The following is a 16,986-nucleotide window of genomic DNA, read 5'->3' as shown; positions in this document are numbered from 1 at the left end:
TTTCCTGTGTCCAAGGTGCTTACGTCATTGCCGGTTGGTGAGCGGGTCGGGATCGCGTTCTCGGGAGGTCTCGACACGTCCGTCGCGGTCGCGTGGATGCGCGACAAGGGAGCGGTGCCCTGCACATACACCGCCGACCTCGGTCAGTACGACGAGCCCGACATCGCCTCGGTCCCCGGCCGAGCTGCGGCGTACGGCGCGGAGATCACCCGCCTGGTCGACTGCCGGGCGGCGCTGGTCGAGGAAGGGCTGGCCGCGCTGGCCTGCGGTGCGTTCCACATCCGGTCGGCCGGGCGGACGTACTTCAACACCACCCCGATCGGGCGGGCCGTCACCGGCACGCTGCTGGTCCGGGCGATGCTTGACGACGACGTCCAGATCTGGGGCGACGGGTCGACGTTCAAGGGCAACGACATCGAGCGGTTCTACCGCTACGGCCTGCTGGCGAACCCGCAGCTGCGGATCTACAAGCCGTGGCTGGACGCGCAGTTCGTGCATGAGCTGGGCGGGCGCAAGGAGATGTCGGAGTGGCTGGTCAAGCACCAGCTGCCGTACCGGGACAGCACCGACAAGGCCTACTCCACCGACGCCAACATCTGGGGCGCCACCCACGAGGCGAAGACGCTGGAGCACCTCGACACCGGGATCGAGAACGTCGACCCGATCATGGGTGTGAAGCACTGGGATCCGGAGGTCGAGATCCTGCCTGAGGAGGTCTCGATCGGCTTCGAGCAGGGCCGGCCGGTGACCATCAACGGCAAGGAGTTCGGCTCCGCGGTCGACCTGGTGCTGGAGGCGAACGCGATCGGCGGCCGGCACGGTCTGGGGATGTCGGACCAGATCGAGAACCGGGTGATCGAGGCGAAGAGCCGGGGCATCTACGAGGCTCCCGGGATGGCGCTGCTGCACGCCGGGTACGAACGGCTCGTCAACGCGATCCACAACGAGGACACGCTGGCGAACTACCAGAACGAGGGACGGCGGCTCGGCCGGCTGATGTACGAAGGCCGCTGGCTTGACCCGCAGTCGCTGATGCTGCGGGAGTCCCTGCAGCGGTGGGTCGGTACGGCGGTGACCGGTGAGGTCACGCTGCGGCTCCGGCGGGGCGAGGACTACTCGATCCTCGACACCACCGGCCCGGCGCTCAGCTACCACCCGGACAAGCTGTCGATGGAGCGGATCGAGGACTCGGCCTTCGGCCCGGTCGACCGGATCGGCCAGCTGACGATGCGGAACCTGGACATCGCCGACTCCCGCTCCAAGCTCGAGCAGTACGCCGGCCTCGGCATGTTCGGCAGCTCGAACCCGGCGCTGGCCTCCTCCACCGACCTCATCGGCGCCATGCCCACCGGCGGAGCCGAAGCCATCGCCTCCCGAGGCGAAGCCACCGAAGAAGACGAGCTCCTCGACCGCGCCGCCATGGAATCCGGCACCGACTGACTCGATCCCGTACCGCCGTCTGATGGGCTGACCCACCAGACCGCCTGACCGCTGCACCGCCGTCTGATGGGCTGACCCACCAGACCGTGGGTTCACCCACCGCACGCGGCCGGCCAACCCACCGGCGCATGGGCTGACCCACCACACCGTGGGTTCACCCACGACAGGCGGCTGGCCAACCCACCGGCGCATGGGCTGACCCACCAGAGCGCGGGTTCACCCACGCACGCGGCCGGCCAACCCACCGGCGCATGGGCTGACCCACCAGAGCACGGGTCCACCCACCACACGCGGCTGGCCAACCCACCGGCGCATGGGCTGACCCACCAGAGCGCGGGTTCACCCACCGCAGGCGGCTGGCCGACCCACGGGCGCGTGGGCTGACCCACCAGACGGCGCGCTCCCTGCATTTGGGTGGTCAGGTGGGGTGGTGGGTGGTGACGGCGTTCAGGAACTCGGTGGGTCGGGTTTGGTGGACGACGTGGCCGGCGCCTTCGATGGTGGTGAGGGTGGCGTTGGGGATGCGGCGGGCGACTTCGGGGAGCACGTGTGGCGGGACGGGGCTGGTCGAGCCGCCACTGATGACCAGGGTCGGGGCGGAGATGCTCGGCAGGTCTGCCCACCAGGCGGGATCCGGGTCGGCGAGCTGACGGAAGATCGCCACGAAGCAGTCCCAGTCGTAGTCGAGCTCGCCGTCGGGTCGCGGAGGCACGGTCCAGTCGCCCTCGCCGTCCGGCGGCGGGCTGTCGACCAGGACCAGCCCTGTGAGCCGTTCGGAGTGCTGCTCGGCGAAGATCGCCGCGACGCTGCCACCCATCGAATGACCGACCAGCAGGAACTTGTGCAGCCCGAGCCGGTCCACGAACTCGAGCACGTCGTCGCGCATCGCCTCGAACGAGTACTCCGTTGTCCGCGCACTCGCTCCGTGCCCGCGCTGATCCAGCGCGAAAACCCGCCACCGCTCGGCCAACCCTGGCGTCACCGGCTCCCAGGTCGCCGCACTGGACCGCAGGCCATGCAGCAGCACCATCGGTGGTGCCGACGAATCGCCGGTCTCGACGTACTCGAATTCACCTGCGGACAGAGCGACTCGCATGCCGTCATCCAAACCCGGCGGAGGGTCAGGCGTCGTAGTCGAGGGTGACGGTGGGGGTGGTGGGGTGGGATTGGCAGGTCAGGACGTAGCCGGCGCGGATCTCGTCGGGTTCCAGGGCCCAGTTGGTGTCCATGCGGACGGAGCCCCCGAGGACCTTGGCGCGGCAGGTGCCGCAGACGCCGCCTTTGCAGGCGAAGGGGGCGTCGGAACGGACGGCGAGGGTTGCGTCGAGGACTGCCTTCGAGTGCTCGGCCAGGGCGAACGTCGATCGACGGCCGTCGAGGATGACCGTTACCTGAGCCGCGTTCTCGTCGGTCGGAGCCTCCTCGACCGGAGCCGCCGGAGCCTCATCGCCGACATGGAAGAGCTCGGCGTGGACGTGCTCGCGCGCCACGCCCTCCCCCAGCAACAACTCCTGCGCGCCGACGACCATCGCGTACGGACCGCAGAGGAACCACTCGTCCACGGACTCCAGCGGCAGGATCGTCGCGAACATCCGTCCCAGCCTGTCCGCGTCGATCCGCCCGCTGAACAGCTCCACCTCGGTCGACTCGCGCGACAACACGTGCACCAGATGGAACCGCTCGGCGTACCGATCCTTGAGGTCGGCGAGTTCGTCCGCGAACATCACCGATCCTGCGGTCCGATTGCCGTAAAGCAGAGTCACGCGCGACGACGATTCGACCGACAAGATCGTCGCGACCAGCGAGAGCACCGGCGTGATTCCACTGCCCGCGGCCACGAAGGCGTAGTGCTTCGCGTTCGCCGGATCGAGCGTCGTACCGAACCGGCCGAGCGGTGTCATCACCTCGAGCTCGTCGCCGACCTTCAACCCGTTCGCCGCGTACGCCGAGAACTCGCCCCCGGGGATCCGCTTCACGCCGATCCGCAACACGCCCGAACCGGCCGGCGAGCAGATCGAGTAGCTGCGGCGTACCTCCTCACCAGCACGGCGGATGGTGAGATGCTGCCCGGCACTGAACTCGTACTCCTCCGCCAACTCCGGCGGCACCTCGAACGTGATCGCCACCGAGTCGTCGGTGATCGCCTCGATCGCCGCCACCTTCAACGGGTGGAAGACGGCCCGTCGGCGCGGCGCCACAGTCGTCGTCATCTAGATCGCCTTGAAGTGATCGAAGGGTTCGCGGCACGAGTTGCACCGCCACAACGACTTGCACGAGGTCGACCCGAAGTGGCTCAACTCGGTCGTGTCCGGCGACCCGCACAACGGGCACCGCACAGTCAGACTCAGCATCACGGGACCGCCAACGGCGCGGCGGCCGGTCGGTGGGGCGATGCCGTACTCGGTGAGCTTCGCCTTGCCCGACTCACTCATCCAGTCCGTAGTCCAGGCCGGCGACAACACGGTCTCGACCCGGCCGTCCACCTGCAGCGCCTGAAGCGTGAGCTCCACCTCGTGCCGGATCAGATCCATCGCCGGACAGCCGGAGTACGTCGGTGTGATCGTGACGACGACACCCTCGCCCTCGTGCCGCACACCCCGCAGCACACCGAGGTCAGCGATCGTCAGCACCGGTACCTCAGGATCGGCGACCTCGCCCACTGCTTCGAGGATCGCGGTGTCGGTCACCATGTCGCCCCCGGGTGCGAGCGAGCCACATGCTGCAGTTCCGCGAGCAGATATCCCAGATGCTCCGCGTGCCGACCCTGACGGCCGCCACTGTGCTGGTACGACGCGTCCGGCCGGCTGCACGTCGATTCGTCGACGACAGCCATCACCCGGCGCGTCCACTCGTCCTGCAGCGTCGCCGGATCCACTGCGACCGCGAGACGACGTACGAGCTCGTCGGACTCGAACATCTCGGCGGTGTAAGGCCAGAGTGCGTCCAGCGCCTGCTCCATCCGGCGGTGGCTCTCCTCGGTGCCGTCGCCGAGGCGCAGCACCCACTGGGTCGCGTGGTCGACGTGGTACGCGACCTCCTTGACCGCCTTACCGGCCACACCGGCCAACTGCTCGTCGTCACAGCTCCGAAGCTCGTCGTACAGCAGGTGCTGGTACGTCGCGAAGTACAGCAACCGCGCCATCGCGTAGGCGAAGTCGCCGTTCGGCAGCTCGCACATCTGCAGGTTGAGGAAGTCGCGCTCGTCCCGGAGGTACGCGAGATCGTCCTCCGAGCGTCCGGCACCCTCGACCGTACCGGCGTACTGCAGCAGGGACCGGGCCTGGCCGAGCTGGTCCAGCCCGATGTTGCCGAGGGCAACGTCTTCCTCGAGCTGCGGCGCGGCCGCGATCCACTCGGCAGTGCGCTGCGCGGAGATCAGCGCGTCGTCGCCGAGGCGGAGCGTGTAGACGAAGAGGTCGTTCACAGATGCTCGACGCCTTCCGGGACCTGGTAGAAGGTCGGGTGCCGGTAGACCTTGTCGCCGGCCGGGTCGAAGAACTCGTCCTTCTCGTCCGGGCTGGACGCGGTGATGTCGGCGGCCCGCACCACCCAGATCGACACGCCTTCCTGGCGGCGGGTGTAGACGTCGCGCGCGTTCCGCAGCGCCATCGTCGCGTCAGGAGCGTGCAGACTGCCCACGTGTGTGTGCGACAGCCCACGACGAGACCTGACGAACACCTCCCACAGTGGCTCGATCATGCCGCCCGCACCGCCTTCTTGGTCGCGTACGCCGCAGCCGCCTCACGGACCCAGGCGCCGTCCTCGTGCGCCTTGACCCGGTGCGCGAGCCGCTGCTCGTTGCACGGACCGTTGCCCTTCACCACGTCGTACAACTCGGTGTAGTCCGGCTCGCTGAAGCGGTAGTGCCCGGACTCCTCGTCGTACGACAGTCCGTCGTCAGGCACGCGAATCCCCAGTACGTCGGCCTGCGGGACGGTCATGTCGACGAAGCGCTGGCGCAGTTCGTCGTTGCTGTGCCGCTTGATCCCCCACGCCATCGACTGCTCCGAGTGCGTCGACGCGGAGTCCGGCGGCCCGAACATCATCAGCGACGGCCACCACCAGCGGTCCAACGCGTCCTGGGCCATCGCCTTCTGCCCATCGGTGCCGTTGCACAGCGTGTGCAGGATCTCGAACCCCTGCCGCTGGTGGAACGACTCCTCCTTGCAGACCCGCACCATGGCCCGCGCGTACGGCCCGTACGAGCAGCGGCACAGCGGCACCTGGTTGACGATCGCGGCACCGTCGACGAGCCAGCCGATCGCGCCGATGTCGGCCCAGGTCAGCGTCGGGTAGTTGAAGATGCTGGAGTACTTCTGCTTCCCGCTGTGCAGCAGGTCGAGCAGGTCGGCCCGGTCCACGCCGAGGGTCTCGGCGGCGGCGTACAGGTAGAGACCGTGGCCGGCCTCGTCCTGCACCTTGGCCATCAGGATCGCCTTGCGGCGCAGCGACGGCGCGCGACTGATCCAGTTGCCCTCCGGCTGCATGCCGATGATCTCGGAGTGCGCATGCTGCGCGATCTGCCGGATCAGGGTCTTGCGATACCCCTCCGGCATCGCGTCCCGCGGCTCGATCCGGCCGTCGGCGTCGATGGTCGCCTGGAAGCTGTCCATGCCGGTCAGCATAGCCGAGATGTGACACTTTCTCGCCAGATCAACGTTAAGTGTCACAAAGTCGGACGCGGTGGTGCTAGGTCCACCCCGGGAAGTGGTGACAACGCGCTGGGTGCGGCCGTCGCGGCAGGCGAGGATTTCGAGTAACAGCTCAAGGACTACACAGTTTCTCGAAAGGGTGTCCCCGTGACTACGCAGACTCTCCCGGCCGTCGATCACCGCGGACCGGTCTCCGGCAAGGAGCGCGCCCTCGCGCCCGACCTGATCCGCGGCGCGATGCTGCTGCTGATCGGGCTCGCCAACGCCGCCAACTTCGCCTTCGCCGGCCAGCCCGGTGTGGAAAGCGCGCCGCACGGCCTCGAGCGGCTGCTGAACTTCGTCAAGCTCACCTTCGTGGACGCCCGGGCCTACCCGGTGTTCGCGGTGATGTTCGGCTACGGCCTCGTCCAACTCGCCCGGCGCCAGCGCTCTTCCGGCGCGACCACCGGCGCCGTCCGGCGGATCCTGCTGAAGCGGAACACGTGGCTGGTCGTCTTCGGCCTGATGCACGCGACGCTGCTGTACTTCGGCGACTTCCTCGGCGCGTACGGCATCGTCGGGATCATCTGCACGCTGTCCCTGCTCAACCGCGGCGACAAGTTCCACCGGATCGTCCTCGGCATCTGGGTCTTCGAGGCCCTCTATGTGTTGACCACCGCGGTCCAGGCCGTGATCGCCGGACTGAACAGCTCTGGCCCGGCGCACGCGCTGACCAACGAGCCGAACCCGTCGCTGGCCGCGGCGTCGTACGGCGCCGGCCTGGTCGACCGGCTGCACGAGTACCCGCTGCACACCGCCAGCGTGGTCGGATTCATCATCGTCGTCTGGCTGGGCATCTGGGCCGCCCGGAAGCAGATCCTGGAGAACCCGGCCGCGCACCGCACCCTGCTGACCCGTGTCGCCGCCGTCTGCATGGGCTTCACGATCCTCGGCGGCCTGCCGCTCGCTCTGGTCGGCGCCGGCTGGCTGCACGTCGACAAGGCCGCGGTCGACGCCATGAGCAACCTCTCCCACGTCAGCGGCATGTTCGGCGGTCCCGGGTACGTCGCTCTGTTCGGTCTGCTGGTCTCGCGCATCACCACGCTGTCGCTGCCGGTCCGGGCGATCTCCTCGCTGGGTCAGCGGTCGCTGTCGGGCTACCTGTTCCAGTCGGTCTCGTGGATGGTGCTGCTGGCGCCCTTCACCCTGGACCTCGGTCACCGCTTCGGCAGCACGGCGTACACCGCCTTCGGGTGCGCGGTCGCGGTGTGGATCGTGTCGGTGCTCGGCGCCTACGCGATGACGAAGCGGTCCTACCGTGGGCCGGCGGAGAACTTGCTGCGGCGGCTCGTGTACTGACCCCTCACCTGTTGCCGGCCGGACCTGGTGTCCGGCCGGCAACACTGTCTTGCGAGGATTGTGGATATGAGTGACTTCGGCGTACCGGAACCCGCCAACCTGTCGGAGCTGTCCGGTGAGAGCCCGGTGGCGGAGACGAGCGTGCGGCTGGCCCTTCCGGCCGAGGCCAACGAGATCGGCGAGATCCAGGTCGCCGCCTGGCGTGCGTCGTACGCCGGTCTGCTGCCGGCCGACGTGCTGGCCGACCTCAACCCCGCGCAGTTCGCCGCTCAGTGGCGGGCCGCGCTGCTCGCTCCGGGCGAGGCGCGCAACCGGGTGATGGTCGCGCTGGCCGGCCGGACGCTCGTCGGCTTCGCCGCGATCACTCCGTCGGACGACCCGGACGCGGACCCACAGCGCGATGCGTTGATCGCCGAACTCGCCGTCCAGCCGGACGCGACCCGCACCGGCCACGGCTCCCGGCTGCTGAACGCGGTCGTCGACACCATCCGCGCCGACGGCTTCGGTCGCGTCACGGTTTGGGTCAACTCCACCGACGACGTCCTGCGCGCCTTCTACACCGAGGCCGGCTGGGCCCCCGACGGCGCCCACCGCGAGCTGGACCTGTACGGCGACGAGTCGGTCCGCATCAAGCAGATCCGCCTCCACACCGACCCCGGCCCCACCGACTGAGCGTCACGCCAGACAGAACTCGTTCCTCAAACGCGGGCATGGCGGTTGCTCCCCACCTGGGCGCGGAACAGGTCGCGGAGCAGGCAGATCTCGGCACCGTGGTGCAGGACCTCGCGGTTGATGTGCGTGATCAGGCCGAGCATCGGGTCGTCGGCGAAGTACGCACCCTTCGGGCCCAGCGGGCTCCACAACGCGTCCTTGTCGAGACCGCGAATCGAGTCGTGCCAGCGCCCGTACCAATGCCGCAGGAACTCGAGTCCGTCGGCCGCGGTCGCGGGGATCTCGGCCGGGATGTGCCGCGGGTCGAACATGTCGGCGTCGTCCGGACCATCACCGAAGAACGCATTCACGCGGATCGCGAAACAGCCGACCCCGATGTGCACCATCCGCCAGGCGATCGTGGTCATCGGAGGTGGATCCGGCACCGGGTTCGTCAGCTCGTAGACCATCTGCCCGTCGTCGTCCGGCCGCACGGACCACATCCCGTCCACCGGCTCCCAGAGGTACTCCTCGTCGGTCAACCCCTGCAATCGCGGCCAGAGGTGGACGTCCCAGTAGAACTCCAGCTGTCCGATCAGTAGGTCACCACAACCGGCCATCGACGTCTCCTCGTCTCTCGTGGGCAGAACCCTAGAAGCCCGCACCGACAGTCCCGAGCCTCGATCCGTGGATCCTGGCAGCAGCGAGCAGGTGCTCGGCGGAGTGCAGCGCAAGGCGGAGGGCGAGGCTCGGAGTGGGGTTCTCCGTGCCTTGTCCTCCAACGCCGCGATGTGCCCGCCGAGTGCCGCGCAGCGCGTCAGGATCCACGGATCGAGGCTTAGCACGTCGCGGATCCGCGACGTGCCGGGGGTGGTGCTCGACCGGGAACGGCGGGCATGACAGATTGCGACGGTCCGATTACGCAAGGCCATTCGCTGGAGTTTCCATGAAGTACCTCGCCCTGGCCGTCGGTCTGGGGATGTCCGCTGCCGCCGTTCTCGTCATCCCCGGATCGGGGGCGACCGCCTCGACCGAAGCCACGACGGCGGTCGACCGGCCGCATCCCGTGGCCAACAAGTACCTGAAGCAGAGACCGGCCTGGAAGCAGTGCGGCGAGCCGTCGCTGCGGACGTACTGCGCGAAGATCACCGCGCCACGCGACTGGGCGAATCAGTACTCGGGCAACGACATCCAGCTCGCGGTCAGCAAGGTCGCGCCGGCCAAGGGAAAGCCCAGCCGGGTCGTGTTCGGCAACCCGGGCGGCCCGGGTGGCGCCGGCCTCGGCATGGCGCCGTACCTGGCCGGTCAGGCGCCGCTGCAGAAGGACTTCCTCGCCGTGGGCTTCGATCCGCGCGGCACTGGCGACAGCACCAACGTCACCTGCCAGGGCGCGCCCGGCTACACGATGGACGCCCGCGACCGGGACCCCGCCAACCTCGCTCTGGTCGCCGCGGCGTCGCAGCTCAGCCAGTCGTACTGCGACCGGCAGTCGCGCGGCCTGCTGCCGTACGTGAACACCGCGCAGACCGTGCAGGACCTCGATCTGATCCGCCAACTGCTCGGCTTCGACAAGATCGACTTCGTCGGGTACTCCGGTGGGACCTGGATGGGCGCGTACTACCAGACCTACTACCCCGAGCACGTCGGCCGGTTCGTGCTGGACTCGAACACCGACTTCACCCGGCCGTGGCTGGACACGTTCGCTGCCCAGCCACAGGCCTTCGAACGCCGGTTCCGCGAGGACTTCGCGACCTGGGCCGCGAAGTACGACTCCAAGCTGCACCTGGGCAGCTCGGCCGGTGCGGTCCTGCGGACCTACGAACACCTCCGGCGGGACCTGAAAAAGCAGCCGGCGGTCGAGGAGTTCCTGGACGGCACAGTGAAGATCAGTTATGACCAGAACACCCTTGACCAGATCGTCTCCGGGGACATGTATACAAAAATTGATTTCTATTCGTTGGCCATCGATCTGGCATTTCTGCGCGACCTTTCCGGAGCGCAGGCAAAGGGCGGCCCACGCGCGGCACAAAATCAGGTCGACGCTCTCTCCTTGACCCGCCAGCACGAACTGGTACGACGGGCCGCCCGGGGAACCGTCGGCCTGCCACCGATGGGTCGCGTCGTCGGTGAGGACGACGCCGAGGACGCGACCTTCACGGCAGTCACGTGCAACGACACCCCCTGGCCGCACGGTCGCGAGTACGGCGATCAACTGGCGGCGCGACTCGGCCCGCACTATCCGTTGGTCGGCTGGACGATGAACCAGAACCCGTGCTTCTTCTGGAACCGCCCGAATCTGACCATGCCGCAACCAACCGGCAAAGGCTTGCCCACAACGCTGATGGTGCAGTCGATCCACGACCCGGCGACCAGCTACGAGCTCGCGGTCTCCGCCCACCAGCGGTACGCCGGCTCGCGGCTCGTCACCGTCACGCACGAGGGCGACCACGGGGTGTACGGCGGTGTGAACGCGTGCGCCGACACGATCGTCAACACGTTCCTCACCACCGGCAAGGCGCCGGCCGAGGACGTCACCTGCGCCGGCCACGGCATCCCGGCACCGTCGATGCCGACCCCTGGCGACGAGACCGGCGCCGGACAGCCGGAGTACGGCGACAACGCGCCGCTGCGCCGGATCGCGGGATTCACCAAAGCGGTCTCCGGATATCTGCACTGATCGCGACGAGCGTTTGAGTGCTGCCCGATGAGACAAAGAAATGCGCTGAATTCCGCGGAATTTCCCTTACCCACGGGCAGTTTCCGGTCACCGTCGGCGAAATCCGGCCGGGACTTTCGTTGTCATGACATATTTGTCAGGGCGATGTCAGGGTTCCGTCCCTGTGCGACACAGCGTGATTTCGACAACCTTGAGTCAGCGCGGAGGAACGGGGCGTCGACCGGGAGGGCTCGACGGCACGGACGTTCGCCACACGGCTTCGGCCGGCTGTGAGGTGGGGGGACTGCCTGGGGGGTCAGACAGAGACACAGCCGGCCGGGTCCGTATCCCGCGCCCCTAGATCCCTCGCGGGGTACCGTCGATCCCCCAGGTCGTGGTGCTCCGCGAGGCAACCTTCCGATCAGCAGACCTGGTGGACTGCTGATCGGTTCGTTTTGCCCGGCCGGATCAGAGCCCGATCAGGGTCCGATCAGAGTCACAGCCGGCCGCTGTGGTCCGGGCTGGAGGCCGATCCCGGTGGCGGATAGCCGTCCGCCACGGCGGCGAGCGGTGCGGCCCGGCCGGCCGACCACGCGGTCCTGAAGGCCCGCCGCTCCAGCGACTCCTCGATCGCCGCCCGGGTCGAGGAGTAGTCGGGCTTCTCGATCTCCGGAATCGGTGCGCCGATCACTTCCCGCACCCCGTCCGCGGCACCGAGGAGGAAGGCGGCGTACTCGCTCCTCCCCCGTTGCTGGGCGACGGACGCGAGTTCCTCGAGCACACTGGCCGACCGCCACCGATCACCCAGGTCGCGATGCTCGGCCAGACTCTCGTCGAGGAGATGGACCGCGCGCTCGGTGACACCGCGGCGCCGTTCGATGATGCCGAGCTGGTTCAGCGACCACGCGACCCCTTCGCGGTATCCGAGCCGCTGCGACAGCGCCAGACTCTCCTGCAGCAGGTCCTCGGCCCCGGTCAGGTCGCCGCGGTACTGCGCGATCGTCCCCAAGCTGATCAGTGACCACGCCAGCCCCTCACCGTCACCCAGCATCCGGAAGCTGTCCCGTGCCCGCTGGCACCGCCGGGCGCCGATGTCCAGATCACCGCGTAGCCAAGCCACGAAACCGAGGTAGTTGTGCGCCCACGCCATCCCCGACCGGTCGCCGAGACTCTCGTAGAGGTCGTAACTCTGGCAGTGCAGGTCCTCCGCGGCCTCGTAGTCACCGCGTTCCCGCGCGACACCGCCCAGGCGCTGCATCACCAGCGCCGTACCGGCCGTGTCGTCGAGATCCTTGTACTGCGTCAGTGCGGTCTCCAGCCGGGCCGTCGCTGCGTCGTACTCACACTGCAGGAACGCGAGCATGCCGGCGCCAAGGTTCGCCTTCGCACAGAACGGCCCCAGTCCGTCGAGCTCGGAGGTCGGCACGTTGTGCGCAAGGGTCAGCGCACGCTCCAGCCACTGACTGCCCTCGGCGTAGTGGCCCCGTAGGTAGCAGAACGTCCACAGCGCACCGGACAGCCGCAGCGCTTCGCGGACCGAACTGGTGGCCAGCGACCAGGCCATGGCGGCACGCAGATTGCCCAGCTCGGCGTCGAGCCGTTCGAGCCACTCCTCCTGGTTCGGACCGCGCAACTGCCCTTCCGACTCTTCGGCCAGAGCGACGTAGAACTGCGCGTGCCGCTGCTTGGCTTCCTCTGCCACGCCGTCAGCGGCGAGGCGATCCGCGGCGAACTCACGGATCACAGCGAGCATGTAGTACCGCGCGACGTTGTGCCGCCGGATCACGCGGATCAGCGACTTGTCCACCAGGCGTCCGGTGACGTCGAGTGCCTCGGCGCGCTCCTGCGGACCCGGCGAGGCCCGGCCCGACATGACCGTCGCCGCGGCGGGCAACGTCCATCCGCCGACGAACACCGACAGCCGGGCGAACACCTCGCGCTCGGTCGGCGTGAGCAGATCGTGGCTCCACTCGATCGCGCCGCGCATCGACTGCTGCCGCGGCGACGCCGTCCGTGAACCACCGGCGAGGATGCCGAACGAGGTCTCCAACTCGGCAGCCAGTTCCTCGATGGTCATCACGTTCGTCCGGGCCGCGGCGAGTTCGATGGCCAGCGGCATGCCCTCCAGGCGCCGGACCACCCGGGCGACCTGGTCGAGTTCGCCGTCCGGGTCGTAGCCCCGCGCGACGGCCCGCTCGACGAACAACCGCACCGCCGCCGACGACTCGATCTGGTCCTGGTCATGCGGCAGTGCCAGCGCCGGCACGACGTACACGCTCTCGCCGGGGACCCGCAGCAACTCCCGGCTGGACGCGAGGATCGACAGGTTCGGGCAGTTCTCGAGCAACACCGCACAGACCTGGCCGACGGCCGCGACGACATGGGAGCAGTTGTCGAAGACCAGCAACATCTGGTTCCGGCCGATCTGCTCGGCGATCTCCTCCGCCAGCCGGCTGCCGTCCATCGGGTGCAGTCCGGCAGACGCGGCGACCGCCGGAATGACGGCGGCAGGGTCGGTCAGTGTCGCCAGCGGCACCCAACAGACCCCGTCCTGGAAGCTGTCAGTCAGCTCATTCGCCAGGGCGGCGGTGATGCGGGTCTTGCCGACTCCGCCGGGACCGGTCAGCGTCAGCAGGCGGGTGAGGCGCTGATCCAGCAAACGTTTGGTTGCGGTCATTTCGGTGGTGCGGCCGATCAGGTTGTTCGGCGGCGCGGGCGGCTGACGCATCGGCGGCCGGGGCGACTCGGTGTCGCGGCGCGCGGCCGCGGTGAGTTGCGCGCGCTCCGGATCCTCGAGCCGCAACGCATCCGCGAGCAGCCGCAACGTATGTGCTCGCGGCGCACGCCGACGTCCCCGCTCCAAGGCCGCGATCGCATCGACACTCAGACCGGCACGCTCGGCCAGTCCCTCCTGGGACAGCCCGGCCTCTCGCCGATGCCGTCGCAGCAAACCGCCGAACCCTGCGCTCTGCATGTCGTCCGAGCCGCGGCGAGACCCGTCTGATGGCACAGGACGGCTCCACCCAGTCTCCGACCTGTGCGTGGCGGTTGCCACGCACTTCCCCTGAAAGTATCCCGTTCCACACCGCGTTGTCAGTTACCGCGCTGTCCTTCACAGCCAACTCCCAGGTAACTCCCGGTCAGTTCACCGGCTTTTCATGCCCTTCATGCTGTGCGATCGCGGTCCGCATGGTGGCGCGGGCGCGCCTGCGATCACCTGCCGCGTCGTACGCCGTCGACAGTCGGAACCACACCCGCCAGTCCCCCGGCGCAGCCTCCGCCTCGGCCTTGTACTTCTCGAACGCCTCGTCCGCGGCCGCCCGGTCGATCCGCCCGGACGGACGGCGCGGGAGGTCGTCGACCGGCAGCCCACCGGCCGCCTCCAGCTCACGCGCCAAGACCTCGGTACGACGGCCGAACTGCAACTCCCGCCAGACCAGGAACGCACCGAGCACCGGGATCACCAGGACCGCGATCCCGAGTCCGACCGCGATCGGGTCGCCGGTGCCGATCAGCAACACCCCGCGCCAGCCGAGCAGAGCGGCGTACACGACGAAGACCGCCGCGATCACGATCGCCGCACGCTTGGCGTTCACCTAGTCGAGGTCCATGAAGTGTTCGAGCCCCACGGTCAGCCCGGGCGTGCCGCCGACGCGCCGGACACCGAGCAGTACGCCGGCCATGAACGAGACCCGCGCCATCGAGTCGTGCCGGATCGTCAGCGTCTCGCCGGTGTCGCCGAACAGGACCTCCTGGTGCGCGACCAGGCCGCGCAGCCGAATGCCGTGCACCCGGATCCCGTCGACGTCCGCGCCGCGGGCACCGTCCAGCGAGGTCGTGGTCGCATCCGGGATCGGGCCGGCGTTGGCCTCACGCCGCGCGGCGCCGATCAGCTCGGCGGTACGCCGTGCCGTCCCCGAGGGAGCGTCGACCTTGTCCGGGTGGTGCAACTCGATGATCTCGACAGACTCGTAGTACCGCGCGGCCTTGGCGGCGAACTGCATCATCAGCACAGCGCCGATGGAGAAGTTCGGCGCGATCAGTACGCCGGTGCCCGGGTTCTTCTCGAGCAGTCCGCGGAGCGTGGCCAGCCGCTCGTCGTCGAACCCGGTGGTGCCGACGACCGCATTGACCCCGTGTTCGATGCACCAGGCCAGGTTGTCCATCACCACCTCGGGCCGGGTGAAGTCGACCACCACCTCGGCGCCGGCCGCGGTCAGCTGCTCGAGCTCGTCGCCCAGGTCGAGCCGCGCGACCAGCTCGCAGTCCTCGGCCTCCTCCACCGCGAGGCACGTCTGAGCGCCCATCTTGCCCTTGGCCCCCAGCACACCGACCTTGATCATCCGCACCCTCTCAGCTGTGTGGTCGAAGGGCTACAGGATCTCATCCGGTCCCGGCGAGGCCATCACGGTGTCTTGACGAGGCGCTCGCGGCGCGGGACGTAGACCTGCAGATTCATGGTGTCCTTGGCGGGCGCGAGCAGCTCGTAGTCGGCCCGGAAGTCCAGCAAGCACGCTTGCAGGGCAGTGATCTCGACGTCGGAGATGCGGCGGTTGAGGATAACGATCGGCGGCCGGCCAGGGCTCCAGGGCTGGCCGTTCTGGCAGACCTCCTCGATACCGGCGGCCGTCCGCGGCCGTTCCTTCGGCGCGACCCAGGCCTCGCCGACCGGCTTGCCGCCCAGCATCAGGACCAGCCCGGCCATCTTGTCGAATGCCAGCATCGGTCGTCCGGCAGGTTTCAGGTACGGCTTGAGTTGGGCCTCGAGCGCGGTGTAGTTCTGCGCCGCGGTCTCGTCCAGGTAGAGGCCCTTCAGCGGCGGCATGGTCGCCGCCACGGTCAGGTCGGCGTGACCCTTCGACCGGTACGGGTACAGGAACAGGCCGGTGTACGAGAGCGATGCGACGGCGACCAGCGACGCGACCGTGACGAGCCCGACGAGCAGCCGTGCGGTGATCGGCGTCACCCAGATCCCGGTCACCACCGCGATCATCACCGCGGCCCACGCGGCGAAGGCGTTGAACCCGATGACGTAGAGCGGGTTGTTCGTCCCGAACGCCTGCACCATCGGCAACACCGCGAGCAGCGCGAGCACAACCCACCCTGATGCGTTCTCGCGGCTCAGCACCGACCGCCCTGTGAGCCGCACTCGTCCGGCGATTAACGCCGCGACGGCAACCACCAGTGCCACCAGTACGGCGGCCAGCAGGGTCACCGGGTAGTCGAACACATGCGCCGAGCCGCCGATCGCAGCGTCGTCGACGACAACCCGACGTACCGAGAGGACCAAGGCGGCCACGGCAAGGACCGCAGCGACAGCCTGGAGCCAGCGCCGGCGGGCGATCACCGCGATCACGGCGGCGACCAGGAGCGGCCAGTGGTCGCGGAGAGTCTGGCCGAGAAGGTCGACAGCAGTGGACCAATACATGTGCAACAGCTCAGTCGGCGAGTACGACGTTCCCGCGATGAACCTGTTCACGGTCATGATCCCGGGCACCGCGACGTTCAGCTTGATCACGAACAGTTGCACGACGAGGGCGGTGAGTGCGACCCCGGCGACAGCGAAACCGATGCCTCTGGCAACGGCTTTCACACCCTGCCCGGCCAGTACGACCAGCGCGGCGATCACGGTCAGGCCGATCACTACGACTGATGTCCACTTCGCCAGCAGCATCGCGGCAATGATCACACCGGCGACCATCAGCACCCAGAACGGCACCGGCTTACCGCGGTCGACTGCGGTCGCCATCCACAGCACACACGAGACCAGCGCGAGCGCGCCGATCAGGATCACGTCGTTGTAGCCGGGCGACTGTGGCATCCAGGTGTAGGACACCCCACCCGCGGCGAGGATGACGGCCATCCCGGCCAGCTCCCACAGCTTCGTCGGCGCCGCGTTCGGCCGGCGGCCGCGCAACCAGCGCATGAAGCTGTAGCCGAACAGAAGGTGGACCACGACCAGCGTCAGCAACCGGAACAGCCGCAGGCTGACGATGTCGTACCCGAGCCACTGGAACACCGGCCCGTAGAGGTACTGCACCCCGGTCAACGCCAGCGGATTCTGGGCCCACCACCGATACGACAGCAGGTAGTAGCCCTCATCGGTGATGTCGAACCCCTCGTTCGCGGCCCGGACCGCGGTCAGGATCCACCACGCGGCCAACGCTCCCGCCACCACGACCACGCCGGCGAGCACCACGGACCGCCCCGGCGGCGCACCCGTTGGGTCGCTCGTCCTTCCCCTCACGG

16 protein-coding genes are annotated in these 16,986 nt (G+C 68.5%); 5 read left to right on the top strand and 11 right to left on the bottom strand.

Features of this window, described 5'->3' with window-relative positions:
* Positions 1-6: 6 nt before the first annotated feature.
* Positions 7-1,440: an argininosuccinate synthase gene (gene argG, locus ACIBG5_RS02275; RefSeq protein ID WP_396389614.1), complete on the top strand. Its 1,434-nt coding sequence runs from the start codon at positions 7-9 to the stop codon at positions 1,438-1,440.
* A 418-nt stretch (positions 1,441-1,858) separates the two neighbouring features.
* Here argG and ACIBG5_RS02270 read toward each other — a convergent pair whose 3' ends face one another.
* From ACIBG5_RS02270 to paaA, 6 genes are read right to left on the bottom strand one after another with little or no spacing between them, the layout of a single operon-like run.
* Entirely contained in the window at positions 1,859-2,536 is a 678-nt protein-coding gene (locus ACIBG5_RS02270) for an alpha/beta fold hydrolase (protein ID WP_396389613.1), read from the bottom strand.
* Between the two features lie 25 nt (positions 2,537-2,561).
* Positions 2,562-3,650 (bottom strand): 1,2-phenylacetyl-CoA epoxidase subunit PaaE, encoded by a 1,089-nt coding sequence (paaE, locus tag ACIBG5_RS02265; protein ID WP_396389612.1) that lies wholly within the window; start codon positions 3,648-3,650, stop codon positions 2,562-2,564.
* The gene (gene paaD, locus ACIBG5_RS02260; RefSeq protein WP_396389611.1) at positions 3,651-4,130 is read right to left on the bottom strand and encodes a 1,2-phenylacetyl-CoA epoxidase subunit PaaD; all 480 of its coding nucleotides are present in this window, start codon (positions 4,128-4,130) and stop codon (positions 3,651-3,653) included.
* Complete coding sequence (gene paaC, locus ACIBG5_RS02255; RefSeq protein WP_396389610.1) at positions 4,124-4,864, bottom strand: 1,2-phenylacetyl-CoA epoxidase subunit PaaC; 741 nt, start codon at positions 4,862-4,864, stop codon at positions 4,124-4,126. Before paaC ends, paaD begins: the two co-directional genes overlap by 7 nt.
* Positions 4,861-5,139: a 1,2-phenylacetyl-CoA epoxidase subunit PaaB gene (gene paaB, locus ACIBG5_RS02250; RefSeq protein WP_131351625.1), complete on the bottom strand. Its 279-nt coding sequence runs from the start codon at positions 5,137-5,139 to the stop codon at positions 4,861-4,863. The genes paaC and paaB overlap by 4 nt, the downstream gene beginning before the upstream one ends.
* Positions 5,136-6,053 (bottom strand): 1,2-phenylacetyl-CoA epoxidase subunit PaaA, encoded by a 918-nt coding sequence (paaA, locus tag ACIBG5_RS02245; protein ID WP_396389608.1) that lies wholly within the window; start codon positions 6,051-6,053, stop codon positions 5,136-5,138. The genes paaB and paaA overlap by 4 nt, the downstream gene beginning before the upstream one ends.
* A 186-nt stretch (positions 6,054-6,239) precedes the next feature.
* Here paaA and ACIBG5_RS02240 point away from each other — a divergent pair, with 186 nt between their 5' ends.
* Positions 6,240-7,430 carry a DUF418 domain-containing protein gene (locus ACIBG5_RS02240; protein WP_396389607.1) on the top strand — a complete coding sequence of 397 codons (1,191 nt, stop codon included), beginning with the start codon at positions 6,240-6,242 and terminating at the stop codon, positions 7,428-7,430.
* 66 nt (positions 7,431-7,496) lie between these two features.
* On the top strand, positions 7,497-8,102 hold the full coding sequence (locus ACIBG5_RS02235) for a GNAT family N-acetyltransferase (protein ID WP_396389606.1): 606 nt from the start codon (positions 7,497-7,499) through the stop codon (positions 8,100-8,102).
* Positions 8,103-8,128: 26 nt separating this feature from the next.
* Here ACIBG5_RS02235 and ACIBG5_RS02230 read toward each other — a convergent pair whose 3' ends face one another.
* The gene (locus ACIBG5_RS02230) at positions 8,129-8,701 is read right to left on the bottom strand and encodes a DinB family protein (protein WP_396389605.1); all 573 of its coding nucleotides are present in this window, start codon (positions 8,699-8,701) and stop codon (positions 8,129-8,131) included.
* Between the two features lie 67 nt (positions 8,702-8,768).
* Here ACIBG5_RS02230 and ACIBG5_RS02225 point away from each other — a divergent pair, with 67 nt between their 5' ends.
* A complete protein-coding gene (locus tag ACIBG5_RS02225; protein ID WP_396389604.1) occupies positions 8,769-8,981 on the top strand; it encodes a hypothetical protein in 213 nt (70 codons plus the stop codon).
* Positions 8,982-9,027: 46 nt separating this feature from the next.
* Positions 9,028-10,758 (top strand): alpha/beta hydrolase, encoded by a 1,731-nt coding sequence (locus tag ACIBG5_RS02220; RefSeq protein ID WP_396389603.1) that lies wholly within the window; start codon positions 9,028-9,030, stop codon positions 10,756-10,758.
* Positions 10,759-11,233: 475 nt separating this feature from the next.
* Here the strand turns inward: ACIBG5_RS02220 and ACIBG5_RS02215 are convergent, their stop codons facing one another.
* The 4 genes from ACIBG5_RS02215 to ACIBG5_RS02200 form a co-directional block, all read right to left on the bottom strand.
* On the bottom strand, positions 11,234-13,747 hold the full coding sequence (locus ACIBG5_RS02215; RefSeq protein ID WP_396389602.1) for an ATP-binding protein: 2,514 nt from the start codon (positions 13,745-13,747) through the stop codon (positions 11,234-11,236).
* 130 nt (positions 13,748-13,877) lie between these two features.
* On the bottom strand, positions 13,878-14,333 hold the full coding sequence (locus ACIBG5_RS02210; protein WP_396389601.1) for a hypothetical protein: 456 nt from the start codon (positions 14,331-14,333) through the stop codon (positions 13,878-13,880).
* A complete protein-coding gene (dapB, locus tag ACIBG5_RS02205) occupies positions 14,334-15,080 on the bottom strand; it encodes a 4-hydroxy-tetrahydrodipicolinate reductase (RefSeq protein ID WP_396389600.1) in 747 nt (248 codons plus the stop codon).
* A gap of 62 nt (positions 15,081-15,142) precedes the next feature.
* Positions 15,143-16,984, bottom strand: coding sequence for a hypothetical protein (locus ACIBG5_RS02200; protein ID WP_396389599.1), 1,842 nt, complete (start codon positions 16,982-16,984; stop codon positions 15,143-15,145).
* Positions 16,985-16,986 lie beyond the last annotated feature (2 nt).

The organism is Kribbella sp. NPDC050241, assembly GCF_044459685.1.
Lineage (GTDB): Bacteria > Actinomycetota > Actinomycetes > Propionibacteriales > Kribbellaceae > Kribbella.
Note: the sequence above shows the minus strand (reverse complement) of the source record. Positions and strands in the feature narration are given on the sequence as shown.